Origin of the sequence: Sanguibacter keddieii DSM 10542, from assembly GCF_000024925.1 — a bacterium.
In the GTDB taxonomy this organism is placed as follows: domain Bacteria; phylum Actinomycetota; class Actinomycetes; order Actinomycetales; family Cellulomonadaceae; genus Sanguibacter; species Sanguibacter keddieii.
Map to the genome: position 1 here is coordinate 110,603 of NC_013521.1, position 14,313 is coordinate 124,915.

The following is a 14,313-nucleotide window of genomic DNA, read 5'->3' on the forward strand; positions in this document are numbered from 1 at the left end:
ACCCAACCCCCACCGCAGTTCCCCACACCCTGCAGTTCCCCTCACCCTGATCAAGGAGCGAACGATGACGTTCACCACCCGAGGCCGCCTCGCAGCAGCCGTCCTGACCACCTCCCTCGTCCTCGCCGGCACCGCAGCCTGCGGGCGCGGCGACACCGACGGCGCCGGCTCCGGCGAAGGGTCCGGCGAGTCCGTGACCCTGTCGCTGTCCACCCTCAACAACCCGTTCTTCGTCGACGTGCGCGACGGCGCCCAGGAGGCCGCCGACGAGCTCGGCATCGACCTCACCGTCGTCGACGCCCAGAACGACTCGACCGCGCAGACCGACCAGATCGCCTCCGCGGTCTCCTCCGGGACGAGCGGCCTGCTCATCAACGCCGTCGACTCCGACGCCGCCGCGGCAGCCGTCGCACCGGCCCTCTCGGGCGACCTGCCCGTCATCGGCGTCGACCGCGCCGTGAACGGCGCCGAGATCACCTCGCTCGTCTCGAGCGACAACGTCGCCGGCGGGAGCCAGGCGGCCGACGCGCTCGCCGCCGCCATCGGCGAGGAGGGCAAGGTCATCGTCCTCCAGGGCCAGCCGGGCACGTCCGCCAGCCGCGACCGCGGCGCCGGCTTCACCGAGGGCATCGCCGCCTACCCGGGCATCGAGGTCGTGGCCATGCAGACCGCGAACTTCGACCGCGCGCAGGCCCTCGACGTCGCCACCAACCTGCTCCAGGCCAACCCCGACGTGGTCGGCATCTTCGCCGAGAACGACGAGATGGCCCTCGGTGCCATCCAGGCCCTCGGCGCCCGCGCCGGCGACGACGTCCACGTGGTCGGCTTCGACGGCACCGACGACGGCCTCGCCGCCGTCGAGGCCGGCACCCTCGAGGCGACCATCGCCCAGCAGCCCCGCGAGCTCGGACGCCAGTCCGTCCAGCTCATGGCCGACGTGCTCGCCGGCGAGACCGTCGACAGCGAGGTCCCCGTGGCCGTCGAGACCGTGACCGTCGACAACGTGGGGGACTACCAGTCGTGACACAGCACACCCGCACCGTCCCCCGGCCCGAGGTGGCCGGGGGACCACCCGCAGCGCACGGCCGGACCGGTGTGGTGGTCGTCGGGTCGGTCAACGCCGACCTGCTCACCACGGTCGAGCAGCACCCGCGCCCCGGCGAGACCGTCCTCGGCCGCACGCTCGACGTGCTGCCCGGCGGCAAGGGGGCCAACCAGGCCGTCGCCGCCGCGCAGCTCGGCGCGCAGACCACGCTCGTGGGGGCCGTCGGCACGGACCAGTTCGCGGAGCCGGCGCTGGCCGGCCTGCGGGCCGCCGAGGTTGACCTCGAGGCCGTGGCTGTCGTGGAGGGGGCCACCGGCGTCGCGCAGGTGACCGTCTCCGCCGACGGGGAGAACGCCATCGTCGTGATCCCCGGGGCGAACGCGTCCGTGGACGGTGCGGTGGTCGACGCACGGGCAGCGGTGATCGCCGGTGCGGCCGTGGTGGTCGTGCAGGGCGAGATCCCGAGGACCGGGATCGAGGCCGCCGCTCGGCACACCAGCGGGCGGCTCGTCGTGAACCTCGCGCCCGTGGTCGACGTGGACCGCGAGGTCCTGCTGGCCGCGGACCCGCTCGTCGTCAACGAGCACGAGGCGGCGTTGGTGCTCGCGGCGCTCGACGGGGAGTCGGGCATCGCTGAGCGAGATGCTGGTGCGACCGGTGCGACCGGTGCGACCGGTGCGACCGGTGCTGACGGTGAGCGGCAGGATGCAGAGGACGACGAGCAGCGGGTCGTCGACGCGCTGCTCGCGCACGGCGTCCCGTCCGTGGTGCTCACGGTCGGGGCGCGGGGAGCGCTCGTCGCCGACGGGTCCGGGACCACCCGGGTGCCGTCGCCGCGCGTCGACGCGGTCGACACGACGGGGGCCGGCGACGCGTTCGTCGGTGCGCTCGCCCATCGGCTGTCCGAGGGGGAAGGGCTGGTCGAGGCGGCGAGGCTCGCTGCTCGCGTCGGTGCGTACGCCGTGCGGGGGAGCGGCGCGCAGCCGTCCTACCCCTGGGCGGGGGACGCGCTGCCCGAGGTCGAGGACGTCGACCGCAGCGACCGCGGGGCCGCGTCGTGAAGCGCTCGGGGGTCCTCAACCCGGCGCTCGCAGAGGGGTTGGCCCGGCTCGGCCACGGGCACCTCGTGCTCGTCGTCGACTGCGGGACGCCGATCCCGCCAGGCGCACGGGTCGTCGACGTCTCGGTCGTCGCCGGGGTGCCGGGCTTCACGCAGGTGCTCGACGCCGTCCTCGACGAGATCGTCGTCGAGGGGTCGGTCGCCGCGAGCGAGTCGGCGGGGACGGTCGTGGCCGGGTGGCTCGAGGAGCGCGGGCTGAGCCCGGAGCTCGTCCCGCACGAGGACCTCAAGGCCCTGCTTCCCGGTGCGGCGCTTGTGATCCGCACGGGCGAGGCGACGGCGTGGGCCAACGTCGGGCTGCGGTGCGGGGTGCCCTTCTGAGGGGTCGGAGAGGAACCTGAGGGTCGCCGGTACACACCTCGGGCGCCTGGTTCGCGCTCTCCGGGGCCGCATCGAGTGCGTCGCCCGGGTCATCGAAGACGTCTTCCCCAACGGGGGCAGCCACATCTACATCCCTCTTGCCCGTCGTCTCGGCATGCTCGAAGCACGCGAACTCGTCGAGGCCCTGGCCCGACGCTTCCCCACCATCGACGCCGCGCCCCACCGCTCCGCGCGCTCAGGGTGCATCCGCACACCCGGCTCCCGACACAAGAGCGGCGGCCACCAACAGCTCGTCACCACCCTCGCCAGCGCCCTCGACATCCTCAGCCGCCCCAACCCCGCCGACGTCGTCGAGGCCATGCGCATCCGCCTCGCCCCCCAGATCGCCGCCTGGCACGCCACCCAGACCCGCGAACCACTCCCCCCTCGACACCCCAGCGACCCCTGACCAGGCACCCAGCGGCACCGTGCGCGCACTAAGCCCGGTCATCACACGCATCGCCCGCGAAGGCATCTACGACGCTAACCGCTACGGGTCCCCCTCCGAGGCACGCATGGCCGTCATCACCGCAGCGACCCGCGCCGGCTGGGCCCTAGCCGACGTCGTCGTACGCCTCGAGGACGGACGCTGGCCAGGCCTGGCCGCCATGTACGCCACCAGTCGCCCCGAAGCCGCCAAGCGACGACAACGCATCAGCGCCGACTGGCACAACGCCCAAACCTTCGTGGCACGAACCCCCTCACGACCAGGCGACAGTCATGTCCTCTCATCCAACACAAGCCTGCTGAAGTCACTAGCGGGGCGCACCACACCAGCCCCTCGCGAAGTTCCAGACGCTCACCTCGAGCACCAGTTCATCTGAACCTGGACGACTGCGGTCCTTGCCTACGAGACCCACCGGCTCCTGGGAGTCGGCCTCAAGATCCGTTGGCTCGTGCGCGCCCTGGCAGAAGCCGGCCACAAGACAGGCACCCGCTACTTCTCCTTCGGAGTACGAGTCCTCGCCATCGCCACAGGCAGCGACCACACCACCGTCGCCGCCCAGCTCAAGGTCCTCACCGACCTCGGCTGGATCGACCTCATCGAAGCAGCCCACGGCCGCGACGCCGACACCTACGCCTTCACACTGCCGGCCGACATCCAAGCTGCAGACCTGCGCTGGCACACCGGCACCATCCACGCCAAGCGCCCCGCATTCCGAGAGCTCGGCGACGTCCCAGCCCTGGTGTTCGAAGCCCTCGAGCTCCACCGCGCGAACACCATCACCGACCTCGTCGCCGTCCTCGGTCGCTCACGCTCGAGCGTCTCCGACGCCGTCGATATCGTCAGCGCGCACGGCCTCCTCGACCGCTCCTCCGAAGGACTCATCGCCCACCCCGACAAGCTCGCCCGCGTCGCCGAAGCCATCGGCGTCACCGAAGCCATCGCCCAACAACTCAAGACCTACGCCAGGCACCGCCGAACCTGGCACGCCTGGCTCGCTCGCCACGACCAAGACACCGCAGAAGCCATCACCGAGCGCGACCTCTACGACCCAGAGTTCGACGAGTAACATCAATGCCTTCCGTTGCATTTTGGGAGAACGCAGATGACGTCGTCGACTCGGCACAAGAAAATGTGACATTCTGCACGCCGCGGCTCAAATTGACAGCGCTTGACTCAGTGTTCGGTGGTTACGAAGTATTCGTCGAATATTGCGTAGAGGACCTGACTCGAGCGCTTGCACGCCTGAGCCCCCTTCTTCGAAGTGCCCAAAAAGGGCGGCGCGGGAGAAGGGGGCTCAGGTGTCGTCGAATGTCTACCTACTGCTAATTCAGGTTCTCTGGAAATCGGTTGTGCTCGATCATGGCGAGTGCATGCATCAACTGCCGGTCAAGTAGTGCGTCAGCAAGGCGGCTCCGCCGAGGACGAAGACAACGGCGGCGCCTTTCATGATCGGGCGAGACCAAGTTCGACCAGAAGCGATCAAGCTAGAAAGCAGAGCGATCAAGCTCGCGATCATCAGAATGTACCCGAGGTAGTACATGTTCACCTCATTTGTCAACGAGGCAGCCGGCGCCACCAATGGTCGATGCGATGGTAGTTGAGAAGGCGAGCGCCCCTGGGGCGGATCCCAGCACTCCGCCCGCAACGAATCCGGCCGCAGTACCGATAGCGCCCATGGTCCAGAGCACTGCGCTACCAGTTTTCGAGCAGCGCGCCTCAGTTCCAGTCGGGTCGATCAGGTTGATGGGATTCGACTCGGCGTAACCGTACGGGTTCGCTTCCTGCCCTGCCGGATCGAACTGAGTGAAACGCCCCAAGGTCGCATCGTAGTAGCGAGCCCCGAACTTGTAGAGATTCGTGCTGTCCTCGAGCCCTCCGACATAGCGCAGGTTGTTGGACGTGATCACCGAGCCTGTCGCTGTGGACCGACGCTCACCATAGGGCGAGTACGAGTAGCCGCCCTCCCAGGCGCCGTCCGCCGAGAAGGATCCCAGGACCGAACCCAAGTGATCGGTGACGTAGTAGTGCGCCTCTGGACCCGTGTACGAGACGAGATCACCGTCGCCCGACCGCGTCCAGGTCTTCATGACAGCAGCCCTGGTCTCGCGTACGAGGCCGGTGTCGGTGGTCAGATAGTCCGATGAACCACCCTTGAGCTGTTGATCGTTCCCGGGGCCGAAGGTCGAGTAGGTCTTAGTTCCGATCTTCGTCACCTGCAGCCGGTCTCCGTACGTGGTGGCCTGACCAGTGATGCCATTGCGGGTCTGGTTGCCCGCGCCGTCATAGGTCCACGTCGTGGTGTCGGCCGAGGAAGAGACCAGCTGGTTCGCCGCGTTGTAGGTGTAGTCGACCGTCCCCTCGTTCGCTCCTGTGGAGCCCGAACGCGTCTGGCTCACCCTGTTGCCCGCCTGGTCGTAGGCGTACGACCACGCTGCGGAGGCGGTGCCGTCGACGATCTCTTCCGCGCCTGTCAGGCGGCTCAGAGAGTCGTACGTGTAAGTCGTGACTGCACCGTCTGCAATTCCCTGCTCGCGGTGGCTCGTCCGTGCCTGGACGGAGGCGCGATCGGCACCATCCTGGGCGTAGCTCAAGCCGACATCGACAACGGCTTCGCCGGATGCGGTCAGTCCCGTGATCCGCGTGGGGCGTCCAGAGGCGTCACGGGCGGTGTCCTGCCGGGCACCACCGGGGAAGAGCCGTGACGTCTCCTGGCCGTTCTCGTCGTACTCGTACCGCACGCATCCCGAACCAGCCGCCGGGTGCGCGTCTGTCGAACAGCTCTCGCCTGCGGGGTGCAGAGCGATCAGCTGGTTCGCTGCGTCGTAGACGTAAGCCACCTCAGCCCCGGTCTCGTCAGATGAGAGCAGGTTGCCGTTAGCGTCGAACGTGTTGTTCACCGTGGCGTTGATCCCTGCCCCAGTCGGCACGTCGATTGAACGCTGGGTCTGCTTGCCCAACAGGTCGTACTCGTACGAGATCGACGAGCCGGACGCGGAGTCGGACTCCGACTGCAGCAACCCAGATCGTGACCAGGACTGGGAGTGGGTCTGACCGTTGTCGAATGTTGTCAAGACGACTCGGTTCGCACGGTCGTAGGCGTAGGTCGTCGTTGCCCCGTTGCCGTCGACGACCGTGGTGACTCGACCGATGGCGTCGTAGGTATACGTCGTCGACCCCAGCGGCGCTGGCGGGGCGACCTCGATGAGATTCCCTGAGGCATAGGAGTAGCTCGTGACACCGCCGTTGCCGTCGGTCGCCGAGCAGATCTGCCCCGCCTCCCCACCGCAGATCGTGCCGTCTGCTTCTTCGTAGACGAACGACTTCGTGGCTGCCACACCATCAGGCGTGGTGTCGGTCTGAGCCGTGAGGTTGCCCGCAGGGTCGTAAATCATCGACTGGCTGTTGCCTGCCGCGTCGACGGAGCATTTCGCCTGGTAAGGATTACCCGACTGTGCATCTTCGCACCCCGGACCCTGGGCATAGAGCGCCTGCGTGGCGGCCCCAGTAGGCAAGGTGATACCGGTCTGGTTGTTCAGCTCGTCGTAGGTGGCCGTGGTGACGTTGCCCTCACCGCTGCTCGAGAACCCGTCAGTTGCGGTCTCGACGTCACCGTTTGGAGTCCACGACTGGGGGCGGGACCTGTCGAGCTGGTCAGTCGTATTGGTGACACGCCACTGATCGTCCACCTCGAAGCTCGACCGGTTCCCCCGTGGGTCGGTGATCGTCGTCCCACTCTCGGTGTACTCGAAGCCAGTGACCACGGGCGTCTCACCAGAACGGGACTGAGTCGCGTTCACCACGCGGCTGCTCGAGTCGTATTCGAATCCGATGGACCTGTCACCGTCGGTCAGAGTCGCCAGGCGGTTGTTGCTGTCGTAGGTCATCCTCCAGAGCGGGCGGTCTAGGCCCTGCTCGTTGACGGACTCCACACGTTCGTTCAGTCCCAGTCCGAAAGTCACGAACCTCCCGGCAGACTCGACCCCGTCCAGCACGTATCGGCCAGAACCGCCAAGCGGCAAGTAGTCCATCCGGATCTTCTTGCCCACTGCGTCAGTGACCGAAACGACGCGATCCTGCTCGTACCCATAGGTCAGTCCAACTCCGTTGCGATCCGTACGGTGTGTGACCCAGCCCGACGCGTTGAACCGCACGATCTCGCCAGTGCGGTGGTAGGACAGCTCCCACGAACCATCGGAGCTCTTCGTAAGACTCGCGTTCACGCCATCCGGCGAGACCCACAAATCGCCATCAGCTTCGAAAACCCACCGAGCGCCCGTGCCATCAAAGTAGATCACTCTCTCACTGGCGACAGACAGGCCCGTGATCGCGTAATCCTCGCGCCACGGACCGATCCATCCCTTGCTGATGTCGTTCTGTGAGTTGTAGACCCGGTACGCAACCGCTGGGACCCCTGGCCCGTCGAGCTCAGCCATCTTCGACCGGATGAAGAGGTTGCCGGTCCCGACGTTGACCTTGATAGCCTGCTCACCCTCATCGCCATCCAGGAAAAACTCGTGGAACGTGTAGGCGCCAGTGTCGCCCAGCGCCTGGTTCGCTCCTGGAGTAGGTACTGATCTGGCCTGTGGGTCAGAAACCTCTTCGAGCTCAGGCGACCACGGCTCTTCAGGCGCCTCACCACCCGGGGGAACCGCACCGAAGCTCTCTGTGTCTTCCGTGCTCGGCTCCCAGGTCTCAGGCTGCATCACCACACCCGGTCCAAAGGATCCCGCTGTCGCCTGGTGAGCCGAAGCTGGCGACACCGCGCCCACCGCCACCAACGCCGCGGCCAAAATACTCGCTGTAATTGAAAATGAACGCACCTACTGCCCCCTGTTTATTGAACGTTGAACTTGCGACTCTGCATGCTGTTCGTTCGTGCCATGGAACCACGAGCGAGAGCGCTTTCCCACTCGCCGGGAGCCCCTGCTTGCCGCGAGGCCTGACATGCCGCCAGAAATTGCACAGACGGCGCGTTCGATGTCTCTCTGAGGAGCCTGGCGCGGCCGAAGCGTGATCGGCGGTCAAGCGGTGGACGAGACGTCTCGTAACCCATGGGTTGCGGTCCTGGCTGATGGAACTGTGCAGCAAGTTGCGACACACCGCCGAGCCAGAGCAAGTTCAGGTGTGACGCGCTGACGAGTGTTGGGACGACCGACTACGACGACGAGCCCTGGGGCTAGTCATAGGCTGGCCCCATGACTGGAGAGCGCGCCATAGCCGCGCTCGAGGCTGCGGGCCTCGAGCACACCGTCCGCACCATCGGGAAGGTCTCGTCCCTCGCGGAGGCTGCCGCAGCGCTCGGCGTCCCGCCGGCGGGGATCGTGAAGACTCTCGTGGTGCGCCGCGCCGAGGACGACTACCTGTTCGTCCTGGTCCCCGGGGACCGCACCATCTCGTGGCCCAAGCTCCGGGCTCTGCTCGGCGTCCAGCGGATGTCGATGCCGGACGCTTCCGTGGCCAAGGAGGCCACGGGCTACGAGCGCGGCACCATCACGCCCTTCGGCTCGACCCACGCCTGGCCCGTGGTCGCCGACGAGCGCGTCGTCGGCCCGGTGTCCCTCGGCTCGGGGACGCACGGCGTCGGCATCACGGTCGACGGGCTTGCCGCCGTCGAGGCGCTCGGCGCCACCGTCGCGGACGTCACCGAACCGGCCTGAGCAGCAGGCGACCGCCGCTCGCCAGCTTCGGCCCAGCAGCTGCCAGCAACGGCGTCGGCTACGACGTCGCGTCGGCGACCTTCTCCTTGAGGCTGTCGATCTGCGTCTGCAGGCCGTCGATGGCCTTCTGGACCTCGGGCGTGACGTTCTCGCCCGCGGCGTCCTTGAGGTCGGTCAGCTTGGTGGTCGCGTCGTCGAGGGCCGTCTTCGCGTCGTCGAGGCTCTGGCGTGCGTCGCTGCCCTCGGCCTGGGCGTCCTCGAGCGCGCCCGTCGCCTTCCCGGCGGCGGCCTGCGCCGAGGTGATGGCGTCCTGCGCGGTCGACCGGACGTTCTCCGGGAGGTTTCCGATGCTCGAGCCGAGGGTCTGCGCGTCGGCGGCGATGGTCTGCACCTGCGACTTGGCGTCCTCGACGAACTGCGACAGCTGCTCGGAGGTGATGTTCACCTCGGGCAGGTCGGAGCACGCAGACAGCGTGAGCGCGGTGGTCAGGCCGAGGGCGGCGACGGCGGCACGTGTGGGGCGCTTGAAGCGGAACATGACCATAGTGTGGCCGACGCGCGACCCCCGGTGCAGGACGACCGGTTCGCAGCAGGTGAGGGTTCCGCGAACGTCCCGCGCGAACGGGGCGGACAGGGCGCGGACCGGCTGGCGTCAGTACGCGTGCGCCGCCGTCTGCGTGCTCGCGCCGCGCATCCCGGCGATGAGCCGCAGGACCACGCGGTCGAGCAGCACGAGGTTCACCTTGGGCTCGGTGACCACGGCGAGCAGGTGGTGGTCGTCGATCGCGTAGACCACCATCGAGCCCGCCGGGCCGCGGACCGTGGTCATCTCCAGGCCGTCGAGACCGAAGGCCATGCCCGACTGCTGCGCGATGCCCAGGACCGTCGCGACCACGGCCGCCGAGCTGTCGTGCTGGGACGCGTCGCCGTCGTCGTAGAAGGGCAGCCCGTCGGTGCGGGCGATGAGGACCCGCCGGATCCCGGGGATCTCGTTGCGCAGCGAGGCCGCGACGCCGAGTGCGTGCTGTCTGACGATCATGGGGTCTCGTGCTTCCTTCGTTCGGAGAGGGCCCACATGCCGTCGAGGAGCACGTGGAGGGCCGCGGTCGCGTCGCCGCGGTCCCGGGGGTCGCACCGCATGAGGGACTGGACCGGGGTGCCGAGCGCGGCGGCGAGGTCGGCGCGGGAGCCCGCCGGGTCGGACCAGCGGCTCACCAGCACCAGGCGCGGGACGTACGGCGCGAGACCCGCGAAGGCCGACACGATGCCGCGGGCCTGGGTGACGCTCTCGCCGCGGCTCGCGTCGACCAGCACCACGTAGCCGTCCATGTCGCGGGCGAGCATCTCCCACATGAAGGCGAAGCGCTGCTGCCCCGGCGTGCCGAAGAGCCCCACCCGTCGAGCAGGCCAGGGCGCGCCTGCGGGCGGCTCGACGTGCACACCGCCGTGGTCCATCGCGACGGTCGTCGAGGTCTTCACCGTCGCCGTCGCGTCGCTCACCGCCCGCTCGGTCGAGACCACAGGGTCCTGCGACAGGGTCGAGACGAAGGTCGTCTTGCCGGCGCCGAAGGGTCCGGTGACGACGATCTTGGTGGGTGCGCTCGCGAGCACGTGAGCTCCTCGGTCCGTGAGAGGCGAGGCCGACGCCGGTTCTGGACGCCCTGCCTCAGGTCGGGCGGTCGGGGGCGTCAGATGTCGAGGTCGCGCTCGAGGTTGAGGAGCTGGCGCCGGGCCATCGCGAGGTTCGAGCGCGACTTGTCGAGCACCAGGTAGAGGAACAGCCCGGTGCCGCTCTGGCTCTGGAGCAGGCGGATGATGTGGATCTGGGTGTCGAGCGTGATGAGCATGTCCTCGATGCGGCCGCTCAGCCCGAGGTGCTGCATGGTGCGGATCTTGGCGCGCACCACGTCGGTGTTGCCCGCGGCGGCGATGTCGAGGTCGAGACCGGACCCGGCCTGGCCGAGGGACATCCCACTCTCGTAGTCGACGAGCGCTGCGGCCATGGCGCCGTCGATCGTCAGGGCGGAGGTGAGGGTCTGGTCAACGGTGGTCACGAGATGTCCTTGGGGGGGAGGGAGTCGAGCGGGCGCCACGGTGCGGGCGCCGGTCCACCAGGTTCATCGGGACGCCGAGGACGCCGCATTAGTTGAAGAAGATAGTTTTACGGGTGATCTGTGTCTCCGCCGCTCCGGCCGACCGGGCAGAAAAGTCGTCGCTCAGGGCTCGCCAGGCAGGGCAGACTTGTCGGCATGTGGATCTGAGCCGCCCCGGACCTGACCGACCGACGAACCCGAGCGCCGCACCGAGAGTGCCCGGCGCTGCGGGCAGGAGCTCCATGACCCACCAGCACCCCCCATCCAGCGCCCCTTCGAGCAGCGCCTCCACGCCCGACGCCGCAGACCTCGCCGCGCTCGCGGACGGAGAGCCCGGCGTCGTCACCCTGCACGCCGCCGACGTCACCCTGGCCTACGGGGACCGCACGGTCCTCGACGGCATCGACCTCGACGTGCCCCCCGGCCACCGGGTAGGCCTCGTCGGCGAGAACGGCGTAGGCAAGTCGACGCTGCTGCGCCTCCTCGCCGGCCAGGAGGAGCCCGACCGCGGCACGGTCGTGCGCCCGGACGACCTCGGGTTCCTGCACCAGGAGACCCCGTACCCGCTGAGCGCGACCGTCGAGCAGGTGGTCGCCGACGCCCTCGCGGAGGTCCGTGCGGTCGAGACCGACCTCGCCGCCGCGGCGGCAGCGCTCGCCAGTCTCACCGCGGCAGACGACGACGCCCCGGCCGGCGACCACACCCCAGGTGCCGACCCGGAGGTCGCCCGCGCTGCCCGCGAGGAGGCCGAGGCCGCCTACGCCACGGCCCTCGCGCGCAGCGACGCCGCCGAGGTGTGGGACGCCGACCGCCGCGCCGAGATCACCCTGGCAGGCCTGGGCATCGAGCACGTCCGCGGGCGGACCGTCGCGCAGATGTCCGGCGGCGAGCGCACCCGTCTCGGGCTCGCGGCCCTGCTCATCCGCCAGCCCGCGGCCCTGCTGCTCGACGAGCCCACCAACCACCTCGACGACGACGCCGCACGGTTCCTCGCCGCAGCGATCGCCGCGATGCCGGGCGCGGTGGTGCTCGCCAGCCACGACCGCGACTTCCTCGACGAGGTGTGCACCGAGATCTTCGACCTCGACCCGACGGCGGCCGGGGTGTCCGGGACGCTCTACGGCGGTGCGTACAGCGAGTACCGCAAGGCCAAGCGCGACGAGCGCGCGGCCTGGGAGCGCCGCTACGAGCAGGAGCAGGACGAGCTCGCCGACCTCCGGGACTCCATCGGCACGACGGCCCGCAAGGTCTCGCACTCCCGGGATGCCACCGACAACAACAAGATGGCCTACGGCAGGCGCGGCGACCGCGTGCAGTCGCAGGTCTCGCGGCGCGTCCGCAACGTGCAGCAGCGCATCGACACGCTGACCGCGTCGCAGGTGCGGCGCCCTCCCCGCCCGCTCGTGTTCAGCCCGAGCAGCTACGGCATGGCGGCCGGCGGCGGCAGCGGCGTGGTGCTCTCCCTGCGCGACGTCGTCGTCCCCGGACGCCTCGAGCTGGCAGCCCTCGACCTCACCGCGGGCACCAAGCTGCTGGTCACCGGGCCCAACGGCTCCGGCAAGTCCACGCTGCTGCAGGTCCTGGCCGGCGACCTCGTCCCCGAGCAGGGGACAGTCACGCAGGCGCCGGGCGTCGGCGTCGGGCTCCTCGAGCAGGACGTGTACCTGCAGGACGACGTGCGCTCCCCGCGCGAGCTGTTCACGCTGCTCGGTGCCGCCGACGCGCTCGCGGCCTTCGGGCTGGTGGGCCGCAAGGACCTCGACCGTCCGCTGCGCGAGCTGAGCACCGGCCAGCGCCGTCGCGTGGTGCTCGGGATGCTCGTGGCGCAGGCGCCCGAGGTGCTGCTGCTCGACGAGCCCACCAACCACATCTCGCTCACCCTCGCGGAAGAGCTCGGCGAGGCCGTGGAGAAGGCGCTCGGGACCGTGGTCGTGGCCTCGCACGACCGGTGGTTCCGGCGGACGTGGAAGGGCTCGACGCTGACGCTCGGCTGAGGCTTGTCGGCTGCTGAGGTGCGTCGGCGCCTGAGGTCAGGAGCCGACGGGGATCACCGTGACGCCGCGCTCGCGCAGCCGGGTGGTCGTCGTCTCGTCCTGGGTGTCCGCGACCACCGCGGTGACCTCCTCGAGGGGCAGCACGCGGAAGCGTGAGACGGCCCCGACCTTCTCCTCGCTCGCGAGGGCGACGGTCTCGGCGCTGCGTCGGGCGAGGGCGCGCTTCATCGCGGCCTCGTCGGCGTCGCCCGTGGTGAGCCCCTCCTCGGGGTGCACGCCGGTGACGCCGAGCAGGAAGAGGTCGCAGGACACGGCTGCCGCGGCCTCGACGGCTGCGGCGCCGCTGGTGACCGCGGAGTGCCGGAACAGGCGCCCGCCGAGGACGAGCACCTCGATGTCCTCGTAGGGGAGCAGGGCGACGGCGACCGTCGGGCTGTGCGTGACGACCGTGCACCGCAGGTCGCGGGGCAGCGCGCGGACCACCGCGAGACAGGTCGTGCCGCCGTCGAGCAGCACGGTCATCCCGGGCTCGACGAGCCGGGCAGCCCGTGCCCCGACCCGCTCCTTGCTCTCCGTCGCGAGCGTCGTGCGCGCCGTGTAGTCGGCGACCGCGGGCGACGACGCGACCGCGCCGCCGTACACGCGCTGGCACCGGCCGGCGGCGGCGAGCTCGCGCAGGTCGCGGCGGACGGTGTCCTCGGAGAGGCCGAGCTCCTGCGCGACGGTGCGCGCGACCACCCGACCGTCGCGGGCGAGGCGGTCGAGCAGCAGAGCATGTCTCTCGGCAACCAGCATGTGCACGTTCCTTCCGACTGTTGCACGTTTCTGCCATAGTCTAGCGGTATGACGACACACCAGCAGGACACCGCCCTCCTCGGTTCGCAGCCACAGCCCGCAACGTCGCGCCTCGGAGTCGACGTCCCCGACTCACGCGGCCGCACCGGCCTCGACCAGGTCGGCCGCGACCTCGACCGCAACCCCGACGTCGTGGTCCGCGACGTCGAGGTCACCTCCGACGGCTGGCACGTCCTGCGGCGCACCACCTTCGACCACCGCCGCTCCGACGGCACCTGGGAGACCCAGCAGCGCGAGACCTACGACCGCGGGAACGGCGCGACCATCCTGCTCTACGACCTCGCCGCCGGGACCGTCCTGCTCACCCGCCAGCTGCGCTACCCCGCCTACGTCAACGACCACCCCGACGGCATGCTCGTCGAGACCGCGGCAGGCCTACTCGACGACGACGAGCCCGAGGTCGCCATCCGCCGTGAGGCCGCCGAAGAGCTCGGCGTCGAGGTCGGTGACCTCACCCACGTGTTCGACCTCTACATGAGCCCGGGGTCCGTCACCGAGCGCCTGCACTTCTACGTCGCACCGTTCACCGCGGCCACCCGCACCGGACCCGGCGGCGGCGTCGTCGAGGAGGGCGAGGACATCGAGGTGCTCGCCCTGCCCTTCGACCAGGCGCTCACCATGATCGAGACCGGCGAGATCGTCGACGGCAAGACCGTCATCCTGCTGCAGTGGGCCCGGCTGAACGTGTTCGGGGTGTGAAGTGCCGGGTGTGGCGGAGCCGGACCTCTGGACGACAGTGAA

Annotated in this window: 14 protein-coding genes; 8 read left to right on the top strand and 6 right to left on the bottom strand. The window is 69.4% G+C overall.

What is annotated here, in order from left to right:
* Positions 1-64: 64 nt before the first annotated feature.
* From SKED_RS00515 to SKED_RS18750, 5 genes are all read left to right on the top strand, one after another.
* Positions 65-1,024, top strand: coding sequence for a substrate-binding domain-containing protein (locus tag SKED_RS00515; protein ID WP_012865149.1), 960 nt, complete (start codon positions 65-67; stop codon positions 1,022-1,024).
* Positions 1,021-2,106: a ribokinase gene (locus tag SKED_RS00520; RefSeq protein ID WP_245534596.1), complete on the top strand. Its 1,086-nt coding sequence runs from the start codon at positions 1,021-1,023 to the stop codon at positions 2,104-2,106. The genes SKED_RS00515 and SKED_RS00520 overlap by 4 nt, the downstream gene beginning before the upstream one ends.
* Complete coding sequence (gene rbsD / locus SKED_RS00525) at positions 2,103-2,486, top strand: D-ribose pyranase (protein ID WP_012865151.1); 384 nt, start codon at positions 2,103-2,105, stop codon at positions 2,484-2,486. The genes SKED_RS00520 and rbsD overlap by 4 nt, the downstream gene beginning before the upstream one ends.
* 154 nt (positions 2,487-2,640) lie before the next feature.
* Positions 2,641-2,934, top strand: a complete 294-nt coding sequence (locus SKED_RS18745) for a hypothetical protein (protein WP_052293852.1) — start codon at positions 2,641-2,643, stop codon at positions 2,932-2,934.
* A gap of 487 nt (positions 2,935-3,421) precedes the next feature.
* Positions 3,422-4,039 (top strand): hypothetical protein, encoded by a 618-nt coding sequence (locus SKED_RS18750; protein WP_052293853.1) that lies wholly within the window; start codon positions 3,422-3,424, stop codon positions 4,037-4,039.
* Between the two features lie 481 nt (positions 4,040-4,520).
* Here the strand turns inward: SKED_RS18750 and SKED_RS00535 are convergent, their stop codons facing one another.
* A complete protein-coding gene (locus tag SKED_RS00535; protein WP_245534626.1) occupies positions 4,521-7,676 on the bottom strand; it encodes an RHS repeat-associated core domain-containing protein in 3,156 nt (1,051 codons plus the stop codon).
* Between the two features lie 492 nt (positions 7,677-8,168).
* Here SKED_RS00535 and SKED_RS00540 point away from each other — a divergent pair, with 492 nt between their 5' ends.
* Positions 8,169-8,630, top strand: coding sequence for an aminoacyl-tRNA deacylase (locus SKED_RS00540; protein WP_012865154.1), 462 nt, complete (start codon positions 8,169-8,171; stop codon positions 8,628-8,630).
* Between the two features lie 58 nt (positions 8,631-8,688).
* Here SKED_RS00540 and SKED_RS00545 read toward each other — a convergent pair whose 3' ends face one another.
* From SKED_RS00545 to SKED_RS00560, 4 genes are all read right to left on the bottom strand, one after another.
* Positions 8,689-9,168: a hypothetical protein gene (locus SKED_RS00545; protein WP_143755605.1), complete on the bottom strand. Its 480-nt coding sequence runs from the start codon at positions 9,166-9,168 to the stop codon at positions 8,689-8,691.
* 114 nt (positions 9,169-9,282) lie between these two features.
* Positions 9,283-9,669 (bottom strand): roadblock/LC7 domain-containing protein, encoded by a 387-nt coding sequence (locus tag SKED_RS00550; protein ID WP_012865156.1) that lies wholly within the window; start codon positions 9,667-9,669, stop codon positions 9,283-9,285.
* On the bottom strand, positions 9,666-10,241 hold the full coding sequence (locus tag SKED_RS00555) for a GTP-binding protein (RefSeq protein ID WP_012865157.1): 576 nt from the start codon (positions 10,239-10,241) through the stop codon (positions 9,666-9,668). Before SKED_RS00555 ends, SKED_RS00550 begins: the two co-directional genes overlap by 4 nt.
* 77 nt (positions 10,242-10,318) lie before the next feature.
* Complete coding sequence (locus tag SKED_RS00560; RefSeq protein ID WP_012865158.1) at positions 10,319-10,684, bottom strand: hypothetical protein; 366 nt, start codon at positions 10,682-10,684, stop codon at positions 10,319-10,321.
* Positions 10,685-10,965: 281 nt separating this feature from the next.
* Here SKED_RS00560 and SKED_RS00565 point away from each other — a divergent pair, with 281 nt between their 5' ends.
* Positions 10,966-12,717, top strand: coding sequence for an ABC-F family ATP-binding cassette domain-containing protein (locus tag SKED_RS00565; protein WP_012865159.1), 1,752 nt, complete (start codon positions 10,966-10,968; stop codon positions 12,715-12,717).
* Between the two features lie 36 nt (positions 12,718-12,753).
* Here SKED_RS00565 and SKED_RS00570 read toward each other — a convergent pair whose 3' ends face one another.
* On the bottom strand, positions 12,754-13,512 hold the full coding sequence (locus SKED_RS00570; RefSeq protein ID WP_012865160.1) for a DeoR/GlpR family DNA-binding transcription regulator: 759 nt from the start codon (positions 13,510-13,512) through the stop codon (positions 12,754-12,756).
* A 48-nt stretch (positions 13,513-13,560) separates the two neighbouring features.
* Between SKED_RS00570 and SKED_RS00575 the strand changes: the two genes are divergently transcribed.
* Positions 13,561-14,271, top strand: coding sequence for an NUDIX domain-containing protein (locus SKED_RS00575; protein ID WP_012865161.1), 711 nt, complete (start codon positions 13,561-13,563; stop codon positions 14,269-14,271).
* Positions 14,272-14,313: the final 42 nt, after the last annotated feature.

Bases quoted from the DNA above. Each gene is read 5' to 3' on its own strand.
- SKED_RS00515 (WP_012865149.1), top strand. From the start codon at position 65: ATGACGTTCACCACCCGAGGCCGCCTCGCAGCAGCCGTCCTGACCACC.
- SKED_RS18745 (WP_052293852.1), top strand. From the start codon at position 2,641: ATGCTCGAAGCACGCGAACTCGTCGAGGCCCTGGCCCGACGCTTCCCC.
- SKED_RS00535 (WP_245534626.1), bottom strand. From the start codon at position 7,676: ATGCAGCCTGAGACCTGGGAGCCGAGCACGGAAGACACAGAGAGCTTC.
- SKED_RS00540 (WP_012865154.1), top strand. From the start codon at position 8,169: ATGACTGGAGAGCGCGCCATAGCCGCGCTCGAGGCTGCGGGCCTCGAG.
- SKED_RS00545 (WP_143755605.1), bottom strand. From the start codon at position 9,168: ATGTTCCGCTTCAAGCGCCCCACACGTGCCGCCGTCGCCGCCCTCGGC.
- SKED_RS00550 (WP_012865156.1), bottom strand. From the start codon at position 9,669: ATGATCGTCAGACAGCACGCACTCGGCGTCGCGGCCTCGCTGCGCAAC.
- SKED_RS00565 (WP_012865159.1), top strand. From the start codon at position 10,966: ATGACCCACCAGCACCCCCCATCCAGCGCCCCTTCGAGCAGCGCCTCC.
- SKED_RS00570 (WP_012865160.1), bottom strand. From the start codon at position 13,512: ATGCTGGTTGCCGAGAGACATGCTCTGCTGCTCGACCGCCTCGCCCGC.
- SKED_RS00575 (WP_012865161.1), top strand. From the start codon at position 13,561: ATGACGACACACCAGCAGGACACCGCCCTCCTCGGTTCGCAGCCACAG.